Raw genomic sequence first — 18,190 nt, 5'->3', positions numbered from 1 at the left:
CTTTTCGAGATATTCGTATCCTTTTCGTCAATGGTGTTATTGTTCTACTGATCTTTCTAGTGTTAGTCGAGGCTGTAACTTGGGGGGTTGCTAGCGAGGTTAAGTGGAATTTTGTCAAGGACAGTGGTGGTGTTCTACCTTACTTGGGTCTATTAGTTAGGAACACTATACTGCCCGAACTTGTAACAATCTTCGTCCTAGCGTTATTAATAAACCGAATCCATCGTTGGGTCGATCCTGCATTCGATAGCCTAACTTGGAAGTCATTGCTTCTTTATCAACTTAGTTTCTTGCCTGCACTACTAACTGCCTTTTTAATTTTCATTCCTTTCACCCAATCTATCCGATACTTGCTAGTCGAGTTTCCTATCTATTCGTTCAATAGCTATTGGCACAAATACATAATAGATAGCTATTCGTTAGCCCTCTATTTCAAATACCTGTTGCCAGTTATGTTAATCGGTTACAGTGCTTTAAACATATCCCTAATGACTAGAACTTTGAGAAATCATCCAGTAGTATAATAGTAAATTTTAAAGACCTATCCGACGTGATAATTATAGGCATTCTATATTTATTCTCTTAACATAAAAATAGTCACAAAACACAACTTTTGCCAAGATTTTAGACAATGCTTTTTTTGTACTTTTCACCTTTCTTTGGCCCTTGTGAATGCCTCGGGCAACGTCCAGAGCAGCAGTTCTTGATAGAGACCAGCTTATCGTTTCGAGTTATTCGTTATTTTATTGCTCTTTTATAAGGTCAGTAAGTCTAACACCACATAGATAATCAATCAATCGTTACTCATTAACAGCAACTTGTTCTATTTCCTCAACTTATGAAAAAATTTTTGTTCTTGTTATTGACACTTTCTGTATGTGCAAAAGCGCAGTCAACATTAACCGATGCGCCTAACAATTTGGTATCGCTTGGAGTGAATTATTTGAAATTAGATGCTCCTGATGCAACTGGCCCCCATTATCAGCTTACATACACTCGGTTCATTAAAGATTATAGACTGGCCCTGTCTGTAACGTCCGGTTATTTTGAGAGCAACAGTCATATCAATATTTTAAATGATTACTACATAAACGGTGAATTTAGAAGGCGTATTACTGGCGATTTAACTCTGGCATTTACACCAATTCGTACAAATAATAACCTCGTAACAATTGGTCTGGGGCCCTCCCTGTGGCACAGAACTGACAAAACATATCAAAGAATTGACTACACGCTAACTCCCAATGGCGAAGTAACAAATATCATAGCTGATGTCAATAACGTAAAAACACTTGATGCTGGGTTTCATGCAAAAGCAACCTATTCACATACGGTAACAAGGCGTTTGGTTGCGTCAGGGCAGGTTGCCTTAACCAAGTTTACAGGAATAAGTGTTATTCCAATCATTGGATTCAATATTGGCTACAAATTTTAAACTGACTGAACGTAGTGTCCGACACTACGTTCATACTCCCCTGCTCAATCGGGCTCATTCACTCCGGTGCGAGTTGCGTTTTATCCAGAAATACCCACTAGCCGACAAGACGAAACATAACAGCGCAGCCAGTATTTTGAGCCAGTCAATGCGTCCAGGCTGAACGTACGTCGTATAGGCGTGAACTAGTTGAAGGGCACCTAAAAGGGCGATGAAACCAATTGCCGATTTGCTTCCTGTATTTATAACACGATAGCGTCTGTCTTACTAAAGGCACGACCCAGCCGTTCTACATCATTCAGCAACGTAGCCAGATGGTCGTCGGTCGTGAGCGGATTCATGAGCGAAACGCGCAGGTACACCCGGCCACGCAGCGTTGTCTGCACAATATAAAACTGCCCGTCCCTGAGCAATTGCCGGCGAATCTGGCTGTTCAGGTCATCGAGCCGGCCCGGATCGGTCAGGTCGCCGACGTAGCGGAAACACACGATGTTGGACTCCGGCTCAACCGCCAGTTCAACCTCCGCTCGTTGTTGGATCTGCCCCGCGAACCGCCGGGCCAGGCCGTAGAGCGTATCCACGTTTTCGGTGAATAGCTCCTCCCCGTACGTCCGCAATACGGTGTATACCTTCGCGCTCATCATCAGCTTGGTACACTCGAATGCCCGCTTGCCCGAGTTGAACCAGTCCTTCGTGTTTGCATCAGCCCAGAGGTACTGCGCCTTCTGCTGGAACGTACGGTACGAATCGGCATCCCGCTTGTAAAGCACCGTCGTAACCAGGGCGGGTATCATCATCATTTTGTGGAAATCAACGACCACCGAATCTGCCCGCTCGATACCGCGCACCAGCAGCCGATACGTATCCGACAAGGCCGCTACGCCCCCGTGTGCGCCATCAGCGTGAAACCACAGTCCATGAGTTTCGCAAAAATCAGCGATGGCTGTCAGGTTGTCGTAGGAGCCGGTGGACGTAGAGCAGGCGCTGCCCACCACCGCAAACACGGTCAGGCCCCGTGCTTTTGCCTGCGCCAGATACGGCTCAAGCAGTTCCGTCTGCATCTGGAACCTGTCGTTTGTGGGGATTTTGATGATCCCCTCCGTTCCCAGGCCCATGATCCGGGCCGCCCGGTCTACGCAGTAGTGGGCCTCGTCGGACACCATGATGGCCAGTCGGTCCGACGTACCATGCGCCCATACATCGGTCGGAGCCGCCACGGCCCGGGCGGTCAGCAAGGCCGTCAGGTTGGCCAGCGTTCCGCCCGACGTCAGCAGGCCACCCGCTTCTGGGCCGAGGTTCAGCCGACCGGCCAGCCACTGTGTCACAATCCGTTCGAGTGCGTTGGCCGTCATGCCCATTTCGTACACGGCCATGCCCTGATTGAGCAGTCCCGTCAGCAAACCCGTCAGGGCCGCCAGCGGCAGCGGGGGTGTCACCTGATGGCCCATGAACTTCGGGTTGTGCAGGTGAATGGATCGTCCGATCATATCGCGCAGCAACGGCAGCGGGTCCGCATTGACCGGCTTTTCAAAATCGGCCTGCCAATACGCCAGTTGATCGTCGGGATCGGCGTAGTTCAGAGTGGGTTGCTGACCGGTTTCGGCCTGCGCCAGGTGATCGGCCAGTACATCGACCAGCGCATGGGCCTGGGCGCGGAACGTCTCGGGCGAATAGGCGGTGTGCAGTCGTTCGTTCATGGGTCAAAGCAAACGAATCGTTGTGATAACCGGAAATGCTTATTTTTGATAAATTGATACCAGAAACGCATCAGTGGACCTCTACCAGCTCAAACATTTTCTGGCGCTTGCCGAAACGCTGAATTACCGCCGAACGGCCGAAGCCGTGTTCATTGCACAACCGGCCCTGACCCGCCAGATTCAGCAACTGGAACGCGACGTTGGCGCGCAGTTATTCCGGCGCGACAAACGTACCGTAACACTCACCCCGGCCGGAGCGTACCTGCAACAGGAAGCCCGGCGGCTGATTGAGCAACTGGAGCAGGCGTTTCGAAAAACGGCTCAGATTCACCGGGGCGAAGCGGGCGAAATCCGCATTGGCCACGCCAGTTCGGCAATGCAGTCCATTCTGCCCCGCCTGCTGGCCACGATCCGCGACCAAACCCCGGATCTGCGGGCGTTGCTGATGGAAACAACCAACCGGTTTCAGATGGCGGCTCTGCAAAACCGAGAGATTGATGTCGGTTTTTCGCCCAACGTCATTACACCCGCCGACATCAGCAGCCGGATTGTCTACGCGGAAAACTTCGTCGTAATCCTGCCTGAAAGCCACCCGGTTACTGCCGAAACCTTCACAGACCTGTCGGTATTCGCCCCCGACGATTTTATCCTGCCACCGCTACGGGAAGGCATGGGCTACGTTGAAAGCCTACAGTCGCTGTGTCAGACGTACGGATTTCTGCCCCATATTGCCTACGAATCGGCCTATTCCAGTACGGTGCTGCGGCTAGTCGAAGCGGGTATGGGCATTTCCATCGAACCGGCGTCCACCCTGCGTGGTCAGAATTTACGCATTAAAACCATCGAACTGACCGACGTGCCGCAGAAAGCCGAAATGCGGATGCTCTGGCTGACGGAACGTACCGATGAGCTGAAGCCGTTTCTGAATCTGATTGACCGACTCCTTGATACGCATGCGTAACCGACTCCCACCCGATCAATACATTAGCGGCATCCTGGCCGGCGACCGGCTGGTGCTAAGCCGGGCCATTACGCTCATCGAAAGTCGGCGGCCGGACGATCAGGCGCTGGCGCAGGAGGTGTTGACTGGCGTTCTGAACCGGACCGGCCATTCCGTACGCGTGGGAATAACGGGCGTACCGGGCGTAGGCAAAAGCACATTCATTGAAACCTTCGGCAAATACCTGACGGATCAGGGTCATAAACTGGCCGTGCTGGCCGTCGACCCCACCAGCCAACGATCGGGCGGCAGTCTGCTGGGTGACAAAACCCGCATGGAGCAGCTTTCCGTCGATCCGAACGCCTACATCCGCCCTTCGCCCGCGGGCGACTCGCTGGGGGGCGTCGCGCACCGCACCCGCGAGACCATGCTGCTGTGCGAAGCGGCCGGCTTCGATGTGATCCTGATCGAAACGGTGGGCGTCGGGCAGTCCGAAACGCTGGTACACGGCATGGTTGATTTCTTTCTGCTGCTGATGCTGGCGGGGGCCGGCGACGAGCTTCAGGGCATGAAACGGGGCATTATGGAACTGGCCGATGCGCTGGCCATTACCAAAGCCGATGGCGATAACCGCCCCGCCACCGACCGCGCCCGCGTTGAATACCAGAACGCCCTGCATCTATTTCCGCCAACGGGTACCGGCTGGAGTCCGCCCGTGCTGACCTGCTCCGCCACCACCGGCGAGGGCATTACCGACATCTGGCAACTGATCCAGAACCATCAGGAACTAATGACCCGACATGGGCACCGCGATCGTCGGCGTCAGGAGCAGCAACTGGCCTGGTTTCGGAGCCACCTCCGCAATCGGCTCGAAAGCCGTTTTTTTCAACAAACTGGCGTTGCTGAGCAGCTAAAAGCAGTTGAAGCACAGATCAAAGCCGGTACGTTGCTGCCCGTGCAGGCAGTAGAAAACCTGCTACGAAACATTTAGAAATAGTGGTAAATTTGATGATTAGTTATGCAGTCAAATGCATGAACTTATTCATTACGCTCATCCAATGCCTAAACACTTTATTTGCTGGCTTTTCATACTGACTAGTCTTCTCGGTTCATCGGCGATGGCGCAGGCCCGCCGGGACACAACCATTGTGCTGAAAGCCATCACTGGCCTTCAGTTTGACCAGCCCCGGCTGGTGCTTAAACCCAATACCCGCCTGCGCCTGGTGCTGCAAAACACCGACGATATGGCCCATAACCTCGTGCTGACCAAACCCAACTCCCGGCTCCGGGTGGTTGAATTTGCGCTGGCCCTCGGCGAACGCGGTCCGAAGCTGGATCACGTACCACCCATGCCTGAGGTGCTGGCCCACACCCGAACCGTCGATCCGGGTAATGCCGACACACTGACCGTGATCCTGACCGAAGGCGCTTACCCGTACGTCTGTACGTATCCGGGCCACGGCTCCATCATGTACGGTGTGCTGTACGTAGTCGACAATGCTAGACGCCTGCCGCCCCTGGATGCTGACCCGAACGTACCGAATCGGTCGGGCAGCGGGGATCATGCCCACCACGCGCAGAAAGCACCGGACCATCCCTACACCGTTAAGCTGCCCGCCGTGTATCGGACGTTTATGCCGGATTGCAGCCCGGCGGCCATTGCCGTTGGCCTACCGGCGGTCGGTACCGGCCCGGAACAGTCGTACTGCTGGGATGCCGGTACGTGTCGGCTTCGCTACGCCTGGGCGGGTGGCTTCGTCGATAACGGCGAACAATGGGAGGGCAAGGGCCAGCGCCTGACCAAGATTGTCGGCGACATTTACTACCAGGAACGAACCGAGTTTCCATTCCGGACGGCGACCGGGAAGCCAACCCCGGCCGTACGTTTCCAGGGGTATCGCCTGGTCAATCGCTATCCAGAATTCCACTATGCAATCGGGGCCGTAACGGTTCGGGAGCTGATCAAACCCGTAGCAAAAGGGCGCGGACTGATCCGGACGTTTACCTTTGACAAACTAACGGAACCGCTTATGTTCGCCGTTGCGCCCGACGACGGGATGCGCTACCAGACATCGCTGGGGCCGGTCACAAAAGGTTCGGTCCGGATTCCGGCCGGTACGCGCCAGTTCACCGTAACCATGTCGACCCTGTAATCATGCTGACAACCCTGCTCCTTTCGGCCATACTTGCCTGCGCGGCCCCTTCTGATACCATTTCCGATTATTACGAGGTCGAAACCATTCCGACCCCACCCGGCCTGACGGTCGAAACGGGTGGTATCGCCTTCCTGCCCGACGGCCGGCTGGCGGCTTGTTTCCACCGGGGCGAAGTGATGCTTTATAACCCCAAGACCAAAACCTGGAAGCTCTTTGCCGAGGGATTACACGACCCGCTGGGCATTCTGGTCATCAACAACCGCGAGATCCTGGTTATGCAGCGCCCGGAACTGACCCGCCTGCGCGATACGGATGGCGATGGCGTAGCGGATCAATACGAAACCGTTACGGATCAGTTCGGCATGTCGGGCAACTACCACGAGTTTGCGTTCGGCCCCGTTCGCGATACCAAAGGCAACCTGTATATCGGCCTGAACACAGCCTCCAACGGTGCCGGTATCCGCGCCGAACTACGCGGTCAGTACGATTCGCTGGGTCGGCCGGGCCGTATGTATTCGTGCGTGCCGTATCGGGGCTGGGTGATGCAGATTACACCCGACGGTAAAATTCATCCCTACGCCAGCGGTTTCCGGTCGCCGAATGGGCTGGGATTCGACGCGCAGGGCCGTTTGCTGGTGCCCGATAATCAGGGCGACTGGCTCGGTACCAGCAAGATCTACCACGTTGAAAAAGGCAAATTCTATGGTCACCCGGCCAGCCTGGTCTGGAAAGACGGCTTTCCCGACATTAATCCACTGACACTCCCGGTCAAAGCCCTCGACAGCATGCGGACGGTTGAAGCCGTGGCGCTGCCACACGGCCGGATTGCCCATTCGCCGACACAAATCGTAGTGGATAATTCCAACGGTAAGTTCGGGCCGTTTGCCGGGCAAACGTTCATGGGCGACATGGACTACGCGCACTTGATTCGGGTGCTGCTCGAAGAGGTAGATGGGCAGATGCAGGGGGCCTGCATTCCCTTCTTTGCCAATGCCGGCTCGGGCACAACTCGTCTGCGTATCGGCAACAACCGGCTGGCGTTTGCCCCCGACGGCAGCCTGTGGCTCGGCCAGACCGACCACGGCTGGCTCGGTACGCGGGGCTTGCAGCGGATTCGCTACAAGGGTGGTGTACCGCTCGATATTATGGCCATGCACCTGACACCCACCGGCTTTGACCTGACGTTTTCGCTGCCGCTCGACGAAGCAAGTGCCCAGCAGCTCACCAACTACCGGTTCAGGCGCTACTATTACAAGTACCACCAGACCTACGGCTCGCCGGAAACCGACATCAGCGAGGTTCCTGTCACGGGTGTTCGTCTGTCGGCCGATCGGAAAACGGTGTCGATTACGCTCCGTGAACTCAAACCTGGCTACATTCATGAACTAACCCTGGGCAACGTACAGGCCGAAGGTGGCCGTAAGCAACTGGCAAACCGGCTGATCTGCTACACACTCAACCGGTTAACAACAGAAGCGAGCCGGCTTGAAACGACACAAAAAAATGGCCGCTAAGCCATACTGTGAAACGGTAAACAATAAACGTACTCTTCTTTAAAGGAGCGTTTGCGTATCACCCCAACCCCCTGAAGGCGGTCAGGGTGATACGCAGACCAACACAGAAAGTGGTCCTATTTCTTCCCGCCCAGGAACATATCTGTTACCTCGGCAACGCGCTTACCCTGAAAACGAGCCGCACTGAGGGCCGTTTCGTCCGGCGACAAAGAACCGTTCTGGCTGACAAATGACGTACCGTAGGGCGTACCCGACTGAAACTGAATCGGATCGGCATAACCCGGCGATACGATGATACTCCCCCAGTGGTAGAACGTATTGCTCAGAGCCAGAATCGTTGATTCGTGTCCACCGTGCGTAGTCGCGCAGCTCGTGAACGCCGATGCAATCTTGTTCACGAGTTTGCCCTGTCCCCAGAGCGGCCCCGTCGTGTCGATGAACTGCTTTAACTGAGCGGCCGGCATTCCGTAGCGGGTCGGAGCACCGAGAATGATGCCGTCTGCCCATTCCAGATCAGCCAGCGTTGCTTCGGGTACGTCCTGCGTTTCGAGCCGGTGACTCGACCAGCCCGCATTGGATGCAATCGCTTCATCGGGGGCCAGTTCCCGTACTTTAAGCACCCGTACTTCGGCACCAGCCTGCTTAGCTCCTTCTTCTACGGCACGCGCCAGTTGGTAAGTAGTTCCAGTGGCACTGTAGTAGATAATCGCAATTTTAGCCATGATACAAAACAGATTATCGGTTGAGCCGCAAATTAAATGTATCTACTTTAAATGTATATACCTTTAATATTAAATTTTTCAGAAATACTCCGAAACCTACTGACTGGTTACGGTCGTGGATTGGTTCTGACACAACAGAGGGCGAACAAGTTGTCCGCCCTCTGTTCTGAACGTCGATGGTTCGATTATGAATTGCCGTATGTCCGGTCCGGGTCGCGGGCATTGTCGGGGGCCATTCCCCCTTCGCTCGTTGTCCGGTTCCAGTCGGCATCGGCTACCGTATTATCGGATTCATCCGTAGGCTGCTGATAGGCCGTCATCGGCTCACTCTGATCCGTTGTGGCATCTTCTGCGTTAGCCGGCAGGGGTGGTTGTCCCCACGAAGCGCGTTTGGCTTCTTCTACCTCAGCATCCGAAGGCGCATCGTCATTTTCTGATTCGGCCACCGTACGCTTGATGTCCTCATAATCGTCGGTGAAATCAGTATCGCTGCCAGACGCCACCCGCGAGGGTAGCTCGTTGTCCAACTGCCTGTCGTTTAATTGCGCCAGCCCCTGCTCCGGACCCAGTCCCTGAGTGCTGTGCATTTGTTTAGCCGCATACGATTCATCGCTCTCTTTGCGGAGTTTGCTGCTTAAGCTCATAACGTTGTTGGTTTAATTGGAATGTATGATGCTCGAATAACGCTGGTTCTTAATACGTAGGCTTATGCTCGGTATCAGTACCAGTCTGCGCCAACTGTTCCGCGTCGCTGTTATCATCGTCCGCGTCGTCATCCTGAGCGCTTTCCTTCGCTTCCCGCTGGGCTTCCGGAACACCTACCTCATCGGCCGATGCGTAGTCATCCGGTCCGTGCGTCGTCACATCCACCGTACTGGTATTCGTTTTATCCTGATTGGAAATGGCATTTTCTTTGCCTTCCTCGGTTACTTCCATGGTGCTGTTGTCCATGTCGCCCATGCGGATAACACCGTTGTGACTGTCCATATCCATACCGCCCATGGCCCGGTTGTTGCGCCCATCCTGACCACCCCGGACCTGAACACTATCCATGCCGTTGGAGGTGTTTTCCATCTCCGGCCGGTGTTTATTATCGATGATGGCCCGTTCTGCGTCGGAGTCATCAGTGCCATATGGTCCCTGTGTCCGACCGCTGATCTGTGCTTCGTCGCGGTCGACACCTTCTTCGTCTTCTTTCATAACGTTAAGCCGGTTTATTACTATGATTAACCGTTAAATGCCTAAAAAGTTTAGGTGTCAGCAGGTAGTTCCCGCTACTCCATCCGTCAGTCAGGGCGCTGTTCCCGGGCGAATTGAGACCGGACTAAAACGCAAAGACCCACCATACAGGCAGGTCTTTGTTGAACGATTCAGAGTTTGCAGACGCAGCACCAGAGCCGCTATGAGCTATTCCGCATACTGCTGTTGGTACAGTCGGTGGGCTTTATCACGGCTTCGTTTCAGACGCATCTTCACGGCGCTGGGCGTAGCCTGGTAGCGTTCAGCGATCGCATCAATACTGAGCCCTTCCTCGTATTTAAGCTGCAGCATCGTTTTTTCTTCCGGTGCCATTACGTCCATAACGCGCTTAAGCTGCTGATGCCGGTCGTCGAACTCCTGCGCTTCTTCCGTATCGGTCAGATCATACTCCTCATTCTGACCCGACTCCATCGCTACGGTATCGAGCCGCTTCGACAACCGGATCTGATCCATGCAGTAGTTGTGGGAGACTGAATACAGCCAGGTTGAGAAACTTGACCGTTGTTGAAACCGGTCGAGCTTTGCGAAAACCTTCAGAAAGATGTCGTGGGTAAAATCTTCGGCTTTAGCCGAATCCTGAGTCAGGGACAAACAGCGACGATACACCTTATTTACGTACCGAGTATACAATGTTTCGAAACAAACATTCGGATCGCTCGGGTAATAGGTCTCAATTACCTCTTCGTCACGTAAAGATTTCATTTAGAGAGAATGTTAAGTTACAAGCGGTGGTTAATTCATGTACGTACATGCAATTAAGCCATATACGGTTTAACATGCAATGTAGTTTGCCGATATTCTACATTTTTTACACTTTCCAGAAAAGAGTCAACTACGTTCCTATTTATGAATACTTTTTAAGCAGATCATTAGCCTCCCGGATGATACAGCAGGTACGCTTCGAAGGGAGGTTACCTAAGGGACGACAACGCGTCAATACGCTTTTACTTAATGAATAACTTCGAAAAATTACATTTCTAATCACGATTCGTTTACGTTCGTACTACAGCGTTGCTCGTAAAAACAGCCGTACTGACTCATCGATTGGATTTCCTTTTTGCCTTATTGCCCGGTCAGTTTTGGGGGCATATTTTATATAAATAATTGTCAATGTAACCATACTTAATCACCATAAACGGGTCTTTTTAGCCTTTAGAGGTAAGGATTCAAATAGCGGACAACACCGTTTAATAAATACCCTTCCTTATAGTAAATCATATCTCCAAAAAGTCCCATTAGGCTGAGTCTTCATTCTACATTTGACCTCCAACAAGCCTCCTGTACCCGTAGAGCCGCTTTTTACCGCTGGGAAACCGGTCAGTTGGGATAACACTCACGTTACATGGCAGCTTCTTTTTTCAAACAATTATCACTTTTCGCCAAATGAAAAAACTTCTATTTCCCCTCTTACTCTTCTTTGTTTCGATTCTATCGGCTTCAGCACAAACTATCGAAAACGCAACAGTTGTCGGCGCTACCACCAAGATCGCCGTCGTTTGTCCCGGGGGTACCTTTGATCTTTCATTCAATCTGAAAAATTTCAGGTGCGCAGGCACTACGTTTACTGTCGAGTTGGCCAGACCAGGCGGCAACGGCCCAGTCGTGATTAGTACGCAAACGGTCGCTAACCCGCAGGCGTCAAATGTGGTTTCGGTAACTATGCCCAACGACGCACCAAACGAATCCCTGTATCAGGTCAGAGTGTACAGTACTCGTCCGTCGGGCTGTTCAAACGACCCGCTGCGTGCGACAAGTAACACCGTTAACCTCCGCGTGCGGACGGGCAACAGCGTTATGGCAACGTATCAGTTACCTCCCTACAACGCTAACCCCAGAACCGGTCCGCTGAATATCTGCCCCGGTCAGGAGTTCCGCCTGGTTGCCCTGCCGTCGGAGTCCGGTCTGAACTACACCTGGACAGGGTTGGAAACGGGTTTTGCTCCGCTGGTGAACGTAACGCCGAACGGTGAACGAGTGCAGACCACTGCACAGACAGCGGGTATGTACACCGCTACGGTAACGCCTTCATTCCCGGCCGCCCGTGGTTGCAGCGTGAGCGGTTCCAACATCGCCATCAACGTAAGCGGTGGGGCCAGCAAGCCGCAGATTCAGGCTGCTAATGCAACCATCTGCGAAGGTGGTAAAACGACCCTGTCGCTGACCAACAGCTGCGAGGGTACAGTTACGTGGAACAATGGTACCTCTGACATTGGTAGTGGTTCAAGCATTATGGTAATGCCGAGCGGCACTACAAATTATACCGCTAAGTGCACCACGACGGGCCAGTGCGCCAGTTCACAGACGTCGGATCCGCTGACAGTAACCGTTAGCGCGATCACGATCGACATGTTTGCGGTTGGCGTTACGCCCCAGTCACCGACCGCTGGTCCGCGGGCCGGCGATATCAAACTGAATCTGTCGAACGGCGACATACTGACGTATCCGGCACCCCGGATGTGGACGGCGCTGATTAATGCCTGCCCGGGCGCCAGCAACGTTGAGTCGGTTCAAATGCAACTGACTGGCCCTGGTATCAACTTCGCTACCGTCGAGAACTTCGCTCCTTTTGCGCTGTTTTTCAACCAGGGAGCCGATGTTTTCTACACGATTAATGATCCGGATCGGGGTATCGGACCTGCTTTCAACAACGGCTGGCCGACCGGCAATTACACGCTGACAATTACCCCCCGCGATCAGGATGGTACGTCATCTGGCGCCCTGCCAAAAGACCGGGCTCCGGCCGGTAACGCAGTTGGTGGCAAAACCGTAAACTTCACCATTCAGGATCCAGTATCCGCCCGGGTTGGTGTAAGCGAAAACACGAGCGCTAAGGTTCGGCTTTACCCGAACCCGACCACCGACTACATCAGCGTAGAAGTTAACGCGGGTCTGCGTCAGCCGGTTACCGTGCAGCTATCTGATCTGCAGGGTCGCTCTGTGTATTCCAATTCAGTAACAACAACGGATGTGATGCACCGTGAGCAAATTAACATCCAGAAGCAGCCGCAAGGCCTGTACTTACTGAAAGTGATTACGAAAGGTGGCGTTGAAACAGTCAAAGTACTTAAAGCTCAGAATTAATTTAATAGTTGGATAAAGCGTAATGTGAAAAGCGGGCTGACAATGTCGGCCCGCTTTTTTGTGTTTCTACTGTACCGATTCTACCAGCCGTAATCTCTCAGTTTGGCCGCTTACAAACCCACCCCGCCAACGATCAGCCCGCCTGTGGTTCTGTTCGTTTTAGTCAGGTGTTGCGTCTTTAACCCAAACCGGTGCGCTGGACTGGTTGGCAATGATGATTCGCACAAGCTATTCTGAAGTAGAACGCGTATCGTTACTAACAAGGCCGTATCAATTTTACTCACCCGGCACCTGGTCGTTTCTGCCGATGATCCCAAAACGATAACCAGCGTTTCAGCCATGTAGACAACAGAAAACCCTTCCGGTTCAGAACCAGAAGGGTTTCGCTGTTACGGTAGCCACGTGATTCGGTGGCTGCCCAGTATGAAGGTTTACTTACTCGTAATGTGCTTAATCGACATCCCAGAACAGGCGGCTGGTAAATACGTCGATTGTGCCCTGGCTGGTTACGTTGGCCGTATTTGAACCGGATTCGGTGTTTGGATAGAACAACCGCACCGGCCGGCGCGCGTCGGTTACCTGGACGCTCTGGGGCGTAGCGGGCTGACCGGTCTTCCGGTATTCTGCCCAGGCCTCAAAACCATTCAGGTTAGCGTGGGCCAGCCATTTCTGCGTGGCGATTGCCACCAGCTTATCGGTCGACGCGTCCCAGTCGTAGTTGTTGACCTTGCTGCCCTTGTAGGCATCAGCACCGGCGGTGTTGGCACCGAGCGCCCGGAACGACTGCTTAATGCCTTCCTCAAAGTACGATTTGGCTGTTCCAGGCAGGGTAACGTCCGGGAAGCGTTGTTTGGCTTCGGCCAGGTTCAGTTGCACCTCAGCCGCCGTCATAATAACAAACGGACGGTTAAATTGACCACGAATCAGCAGGCTTGGCCCAACGGCGCTGGTGTTGCCGGGCAGAAATCCAGACGACGCACCAAACGGCGTACCGGTATAGTTTGCCGCGACCTCCCGGGCCGTGCTGACACCCGGCGTAGACTGGTTTTCATTGCCAACGGCGTAGGCAATGCGCTTCAGGCGGAGTGTATCGCCCGACGCTTTCAGGCTGTTGACCAGATACTGCGTGATACGCGGGTAGTTGTTCAGCGCCCGACGAGCCCCCGTTTCGCTGTAGCCCCAACGGTCATAAATCGGGTTAATCTTACCGGCAGTGGCCACGTAGAAATTCGGTCCGCCAACGGCAACGTCTTCGCCCGTAATGAAGCCGGAACCACCGGTCACAATCTTGTTAATTTCCGTTCTGATGTAAGCCTCACGACCGGCTACGCGGGCCTGACGCATCAGAATCCGCATCTTCACAGAGTTGGCAAACTGCGCCCATTTGGTCGTATTTCCGCCAAACATGATATCGGCCGAACCGAACGTACCCGTAAACGGATTGGCCTTGATATCCGCAACCGCTTCGTCCAGCAGGGTGATCAGCGATTCGTAGACGGCTTTCTGATCATCAAACTTAGGTGCCAGAATAGCGTTTCCTTTCAGGGCGTCGGTGTAGGGCAGGTTGCCGTACAAATCCACCAACTGCTGATAAATCAGGGCTTTCATCACCTTGGCTGGTCCCTTCAGAAACTTCTGTCCATTCGCGTCTGCGTTATCAATCACAAACTGATAATCGTACAGGTTATCAAAGTATCCATCCCAGTAGTTAAAATCACCATTGGTGAAGTTATAGGCAAACTGGGTCGTGCTGATAATGTACCCGTTCGACTGCGTCCACTGCCCCGACCAGTAAGAACCCAGTTCGTTGATGCCGATCAGGTTCTGCGTCGTGGTGTTCTGGGCGTTGGTGAACACGTAGTTCGGCGTGGCCGTCGGCAGCGTGTTCGGGTTGGTGTTTATATCGAAAAAATCCTCCTTACAGGCACTACCGGCCAGCGTCAGAGCGGTCAATAAAAAAGCAACTTTTAGTTTCATGTCGGTCAGAATGACGGATGGTTAGAATGTCAGGTTAAGATTGACACCGTACTGACGTACCGGGGGTGTCTGCAGGGTATTGTTGATCCCTTGCCCGTTGTCGGTTGTGTAGCTGAACTCCGGATCGGTATAGTAGTTCTTCTTGTCAACGAACGTGAATACGTTACGACCGTAGAGGGCAATGCTCCCGCCGGTGAAAAGCCGCGTTTTAGACAGCAGGCTCTGGGGGAAGCTATACGACAGGTTGATGTCGCGGAGTTTGATGAACCAGGCCGGCGTCACGAAGTTTTCGGCAATCAGTCGGTAGCTGTCTACCCACAGACCGTATTCGGCCTCACGTACCTGAACCGTGGTATTGGGAGTGACCGTTTTGCCGTCGCTGCCCAGGATCGCCGAGTTCGGGAAGACGTGCGGATAGCGGTTTTCCGTCCACTTACCCGCTCCGGTAAACGTCATCTGACGGCCCAGATCGCTGTACATTACGTTACCACCCCGGTATTCGAAGTTGAACGTAAACCCGAAGCTGCCGTATTCAACTTTCGAACCAAGACCGGCAATGTGGCGGGGCAGCGTACCCCCGCGCGGAGATAGCGTTGTCTGACGCAGCGGATACCCCGTTGTTGGGCTAACCAGTACGTAGCCGGAACCGTCCGGAGCGTATTGATAGCCATCCGTTTTCAGGATGGGGAACCGCTCGCCTTTGATAACGTTCGTGTTGGCGTATGAATACCCACCGTACTGGAACTCATTGATGCCCGGATACAGGTCAACTACCTTGTTGTCGTTGTAAGAGTACCGCAGACTGGCATCCCAGGAAAACTTACCACCCCGGGCGATGAGGTATTTCAGTTCGGCTTCGTAACCCCAGTTTTTGGTTTCACCAACGTTGATAAGCAAGGTGCTGAAACCTGTTGTGTTCGGTACCCGAACCGTGATGACCTGGCCTTCCGAACGCTGTGAGTAAGCCGATACGTCGAGGTTGATCCGGTCGTTCAGCAACTGGAACTCACCGCCGATTTCGGTAGAATAGACGACTTCAGGACGCAGATTCGCATCAGGCAGGCGGTTGCCGACCGTCAGACCAACCGTGTTGCCGTAGGGGAAGCCGCCCCCGTTGCCATAGACCAGGTCCAGTCCGTAGAGCGGTATGTTATCGTTGGCGTTCTTGTTATAGTTCGCCCGGATTTTGGCGTAGTTCAGGAACGACGACTTGATGGCCGGGAACGCGTCGGTGGCGATGAACGAAACGGCAGCGCCATAGTACGGGTATGACCACGTATTGGTCGGGCGCGTAGGCTTGTAGAAACGAGACGTCTGGTCGTAACGGAACGTACCGTTCAGAATCAGCCAGTTTCTGTAGTTGGCCGTCAGGTCAGCGTAATACCCCACCCGGCGCTCCTGCGTGTTGCTCTCACCACCGGTCAGTTCGCCCTGGCGGTTCGCTACGTTGTAGACATCGGGCACCACGATTGAGCTTGAACCGACGCTGATTGCTTTGGTCGTGCGCTGATACACGCTGTTACCGAGAATCAGCTTGTTCTGGAACGGACCAATCGTTTTGTCGACCTGAATCAGGAATTCGTTGTTGATCACGTTTTCGGTAGAGGAGTAGTCAGAAACGGCTCCGAGAACGTCAGAAATAGCCCGGTAGATCCCCGTACCATCACCCTCGCGGAAGAAGGGCTCGGGAATGAAGGATTTCGTTTTGGCCCAGTCCGAATACGTAAACTTACCGGTCGTGTTCTTCCCCGTCCGCGAGTTGTTCATCACGCCCAGCCGTTCGGTGAACGTCAGCCAGGGCGTTGCGCGCAGGTTCAGGTTGATGTTTCCGTTCAGGTTCGCGTCCTTGTACTTCGCGCGGTTGTTGTCGGCTTCAAAGTACGGGTTGTTGTAGTAGTCGTTGTAGAAGCCGTTGGGATTAGCCAGCGGATTAGTCTGCCAGTCGCGCAGGTCGCTGAGAGGCAGGTTGGCAGGCTGGTTGATGACGTTGAAGTAAAAATCAGACGTGGTCCGGTCGTAGGCAGCCTGCACGTAGGCCGCGTTGAAGCCGGCAGTCAGCTTACCGTATTCTTTGGTACCCGACAAGCGCGCGCCCGTCCGTTCACTTTTGTCGTTAGGAACGGTACCCGCAATCTTCTGATTCTCCAGCGACAGATAGAACGAACTGGTTTCGTCGCCCCCCTGGAAGCTCACCTGGTTGTTCATCGACACACCCGTATCGAACGCTTTCCGCCGACCATTTTTAATAGCCGAGTACGGTACAATCAACTGGCTGCCATCTTCGGCCGTGCGGCCCAGGATGCGCAGCGAGCCATCGAAGGGATCGCCGAATTGCTGGTTTTCGTACGAGCGCCAGTTGCCCTGCATCCGTACCAGCGGGTCATTACTGTACCCGGCACTTCCAAAGGCGGGGTAATAGTGAGAGCCGGAACCAAATTTTTCCTGAAACTGAGGCAGAAAGCTGATCTGCTCGATGTTGGTGCTGTTTGAATAGCTAACCCGCAGTTTGCCTTTCGTGCCTCGTTTGGTCGTAATGAGAATGGCCCCGTTAATACCCGCTGAGCCGTACAACGTAGCGGCCTGACCACCTTTCAGGATCGTTACACTCTCAATGTCGTTGGGGTTGATCGTGGCCAGAATCGTTGAGGTCGTCTGCATACCGTCCAGCACGACCAGCGCTTCGTTGTTACCGGTCAGCGAACGGTAGCCCCGCAGGACGACCTTCACCGAAGGGTCAACGCTGTTGTTGACGTTATAAACGGCCAGACCGGTTACCTTGCCCGAGAGAGCCTGCGCCAACTGCGGAGAACGACCCACCGTTACGTCGCCGGTTTCCACTTTTGAGGTGGCATACCCCAGTTCGCGCTGGTTTTTCCGGATACCCTGCGCCGTTACGACGATCTCCTGGAGGTTGGCGGCATCGGGTTTGAGCGAAAAGTTGATGGTCGACTGCCCATTCACTTTAATACCCTGCGTGGCGAAACCGATGAAGCTGGCCTGTAGTTCGCTGCCCTGAGCAGCCGTAATTCGGTAGGTACCATCCGCATCGGTGGTTGTTCCCTGCGTTGTTCCTTTGATGAGGACGCTTACACCCGGAAGCGGGGTGTTATCTTCGGCCGATACGACCTTTCCGGTGATGGACCGATCCTGGGCTGATGCCAGTCGGGGAATAGCAAACAAACACAGTAATAACTGCGTCAGTAGAAATTTACGCATAAAGTTAATTTAGGTTAGAGATGTTGCTAATTGGCACTGAATTTTCAAAACTAGGACAAAATAAAGTCTTTAACAATATATGGTTTTTCGATATTTTAGTGTAATAAGATATTGTTTTGTACCTACGATACCTAATATTGTTAGGAATCTACGCTTTAAGTATTGAGATTCAGGAGCAACTAAATTTATTTT

General features: G+C 53.4%; 13 protein-coding genes. 6 read left to right on the top strand and 7 right to left on the bottom strand.

Going from position 1 to position 18,190, the window contains the following annotated elements; all coding sequences use genetic code 11:
- Positions 1-838 precede the first annotated feature (838 nt).
- Positions 839-1,435: a hypothetical protein gene (locus DYU11_RS08775; protein ID WP_119667267.1), complete on the top strand. Its 597-nt coding sequence runs from the start codon at positions 839-841 to the stop codon at positions 1,433-1,435.
- 242 nt (positions 1,436-1,677) lie between these two features.
- Here DYU11_RS08775 and DYU11_RS08770 read toward each other — a convergent pair whose 3' ends face one another.
- On the bottom strand, positions 1,678-3,132 hold the full coding sequence (locus DYU11_RS08770) for a pyridoxal phosphate-dependent decarboxylase family protein (protein ID WP_119667266.1): 1,455 nt from the start codon (positions 3,130-3,132) through the stop codon (positions 1,678-1,680).
- A 73-nt stretch (positions 3,133-3,205) separates the two neighbouring features.
- Here DYU11_RS08770 and DYU11_RS08765 point away from each other — a divergent pair, with 73 nt between their 5' ends.
- The 4 genes from DYU11_RS08765 (at position 3,206) to DYU11_RS08750 (ending at position 7,742) form a co-directional block, all read left to right on the top strand.
- Complete coding sequence (locus DYU11_RS08765) at positions 3,206-4,093, top strand: LysR substrate-binding domain-containing protein (RefSeq protein ID WP_119667265.1); 888 nt, start codon at positions 3,206-3,208, stop codon at positions 4,091-4,093.
- A complete protein-coding gene (gene meaB / locus DYU11_RS08760; protein ID WP_119667264.1) occupies positions 4,086-5,063 on the top strand; it encodes a methylmalonyl Co-A mutase-associated GTPase MeaB in 978 nt (325 codons plus the stop codon). Before DYU11_RS08765 ends, meaB begins: the two co-directional genes overlap by 8 nt.
- Before the next feature lie 67 nt (positions 5,064-5,130).
- On the top strand, positions 5,131-6,225 hold the full coding sequence (locus tag DYU11_RS08755; protein ID WP_199736693.1) for a plastocyanin/azurin family copper-binding protein: 1,095 nt from the start codon (positions 5,131-5,133) through the stop codon (positions 6,223-6,225).
- Between the two features lie 2 nt (positions 6,226-6,227).
- Positions 6,228-7,742: a PQQ-dependent sugar dehydrogenase gene (locus DYU11_RS08750; protein WP_119667262.1), complete on the top strand. Its 1,515-nt coding sequence runs from the start codon at positions 6,228-6,230 to the stop codon at positions 7,740-7,742.
- A 116-nt stretch (positions 7,743-7,858) separates the two neighbouring features.
- Here DYU11_RS08750 and wrbA read toward each other — a convergent pair whose 3' ends face one another.
- The 4 genes from wrbA to DYU11_RS08730 form a co-directional block, all read right to left on the bottom strand.
- Positions 7,859-8,464, bottom strand: coding sequence for an NAD(P)H:quinone oxidoreductase (gene wrbA, locus DYU11_RS08745; protein ID WP_119667261.1), 606 nt, complete (start codon positions 8,462-8,464; stop codon positions 7,859-7,861).
- Between the two features lie 185 nt (positions 8,465-8,649).
- Complete coding sequence (locus DYU11_RS08740) at positions 8,650-9,108, bottom strand: hypothetical protein (protein WP_119667260.1); 459 nt, start codon at positions 9,106-9,108, stop codon at positions 8,650-8,652.
- A 49-nt stretch (positions 9,109-9,157) separates the two neighbouring features.
- On the bottom strand, positions 9,158-9,664 hold the full coding sequence (locus DYU11_RS08735) for a hypothetical protein (RefSeq protein ID WP_119667259.1): 507 nt from the start codon (positions 9,662-9,664) through the stop codon (positions 9,158-9,160).
- A 207-nt stretch (positions 9,665-9,871) separates the two neighbouring features.
- Entirely contained in the window at positions 9,872-10,426 is a 555-nt protein-coding gene (locus DYU11_RS08730) for an RNA polymerase sigma factor (RefSeq protein WP_119667258.1), read from the bottom strand.
- Between the two features lie 681 nt (positions 10,427-11,107).
- On the opposite strand from DYU11_RS08730, the gene DYU11_RS08725 reads away from it, so the two are divergent.
- Positions 11,108-12,805: a T9SS type A sorting domain-containing protein gene (locus DYU11_RS08725; RefSeq protein WP_119667257.1), complete on the top strand. Its 1,698-nt coding sequence runs from the start codon at positions 11,108-11,110 to the stop codon at positions 12,803-12,805.
- A 450-nt stretch (positions 12,806-13,255) separates the two neighbouring features.
- Here the strand turns inward: DYU11_RS08725 and DYU11_RS08720 are convergent, their stop codons facing one another.
- Both DYU11_RS08720 and DYU11_RS08715 read right to left on the bottom strand, forming a co-directional pair.
- Positions 13,256-14,782: a SusD/RagB family nutrient-binding outer membrane lipoprotein gene (locus DYU11_RS08720; RefSeq protein WP_119667256.1), complete on the bottom strand. Its 1,527-nt coding sequence runs from the start codon at positions 14,780-14,782 to the stop codon at positions 13,256-13,258.
- A gap of 21 nt (positions 14,783-14,803) precedes the next feature.
- Positions 14,804-17,998 (bottom strand): SusC/RagA family TonB-linked outer membrane protein, encoded by a 3,195-nt coding sequence (locus DYU11_RS08715; protein WP_119667255.1) that lies wholly within the window; start codon positions 17,996-17,998, stop codon positions 14,804-14,806.
- Between the last annotated feature and the right edge of the window lie 192 nt (positions 17,999-18,190).

Source organism: Fibrisoma montanum (assembly GCF_003583365.1).
In the GTDB taxonomy this organism is placed as follows: domain Bacteria; phylum Bacteroidota; class Bacteroidia; order Cytophagales; family Spirosomataceae; genus Fibrisoma; species Fibrisoma montanum.
This window is presented reverse-complemented; position numbering and strand designations above follow the sequence as displayed.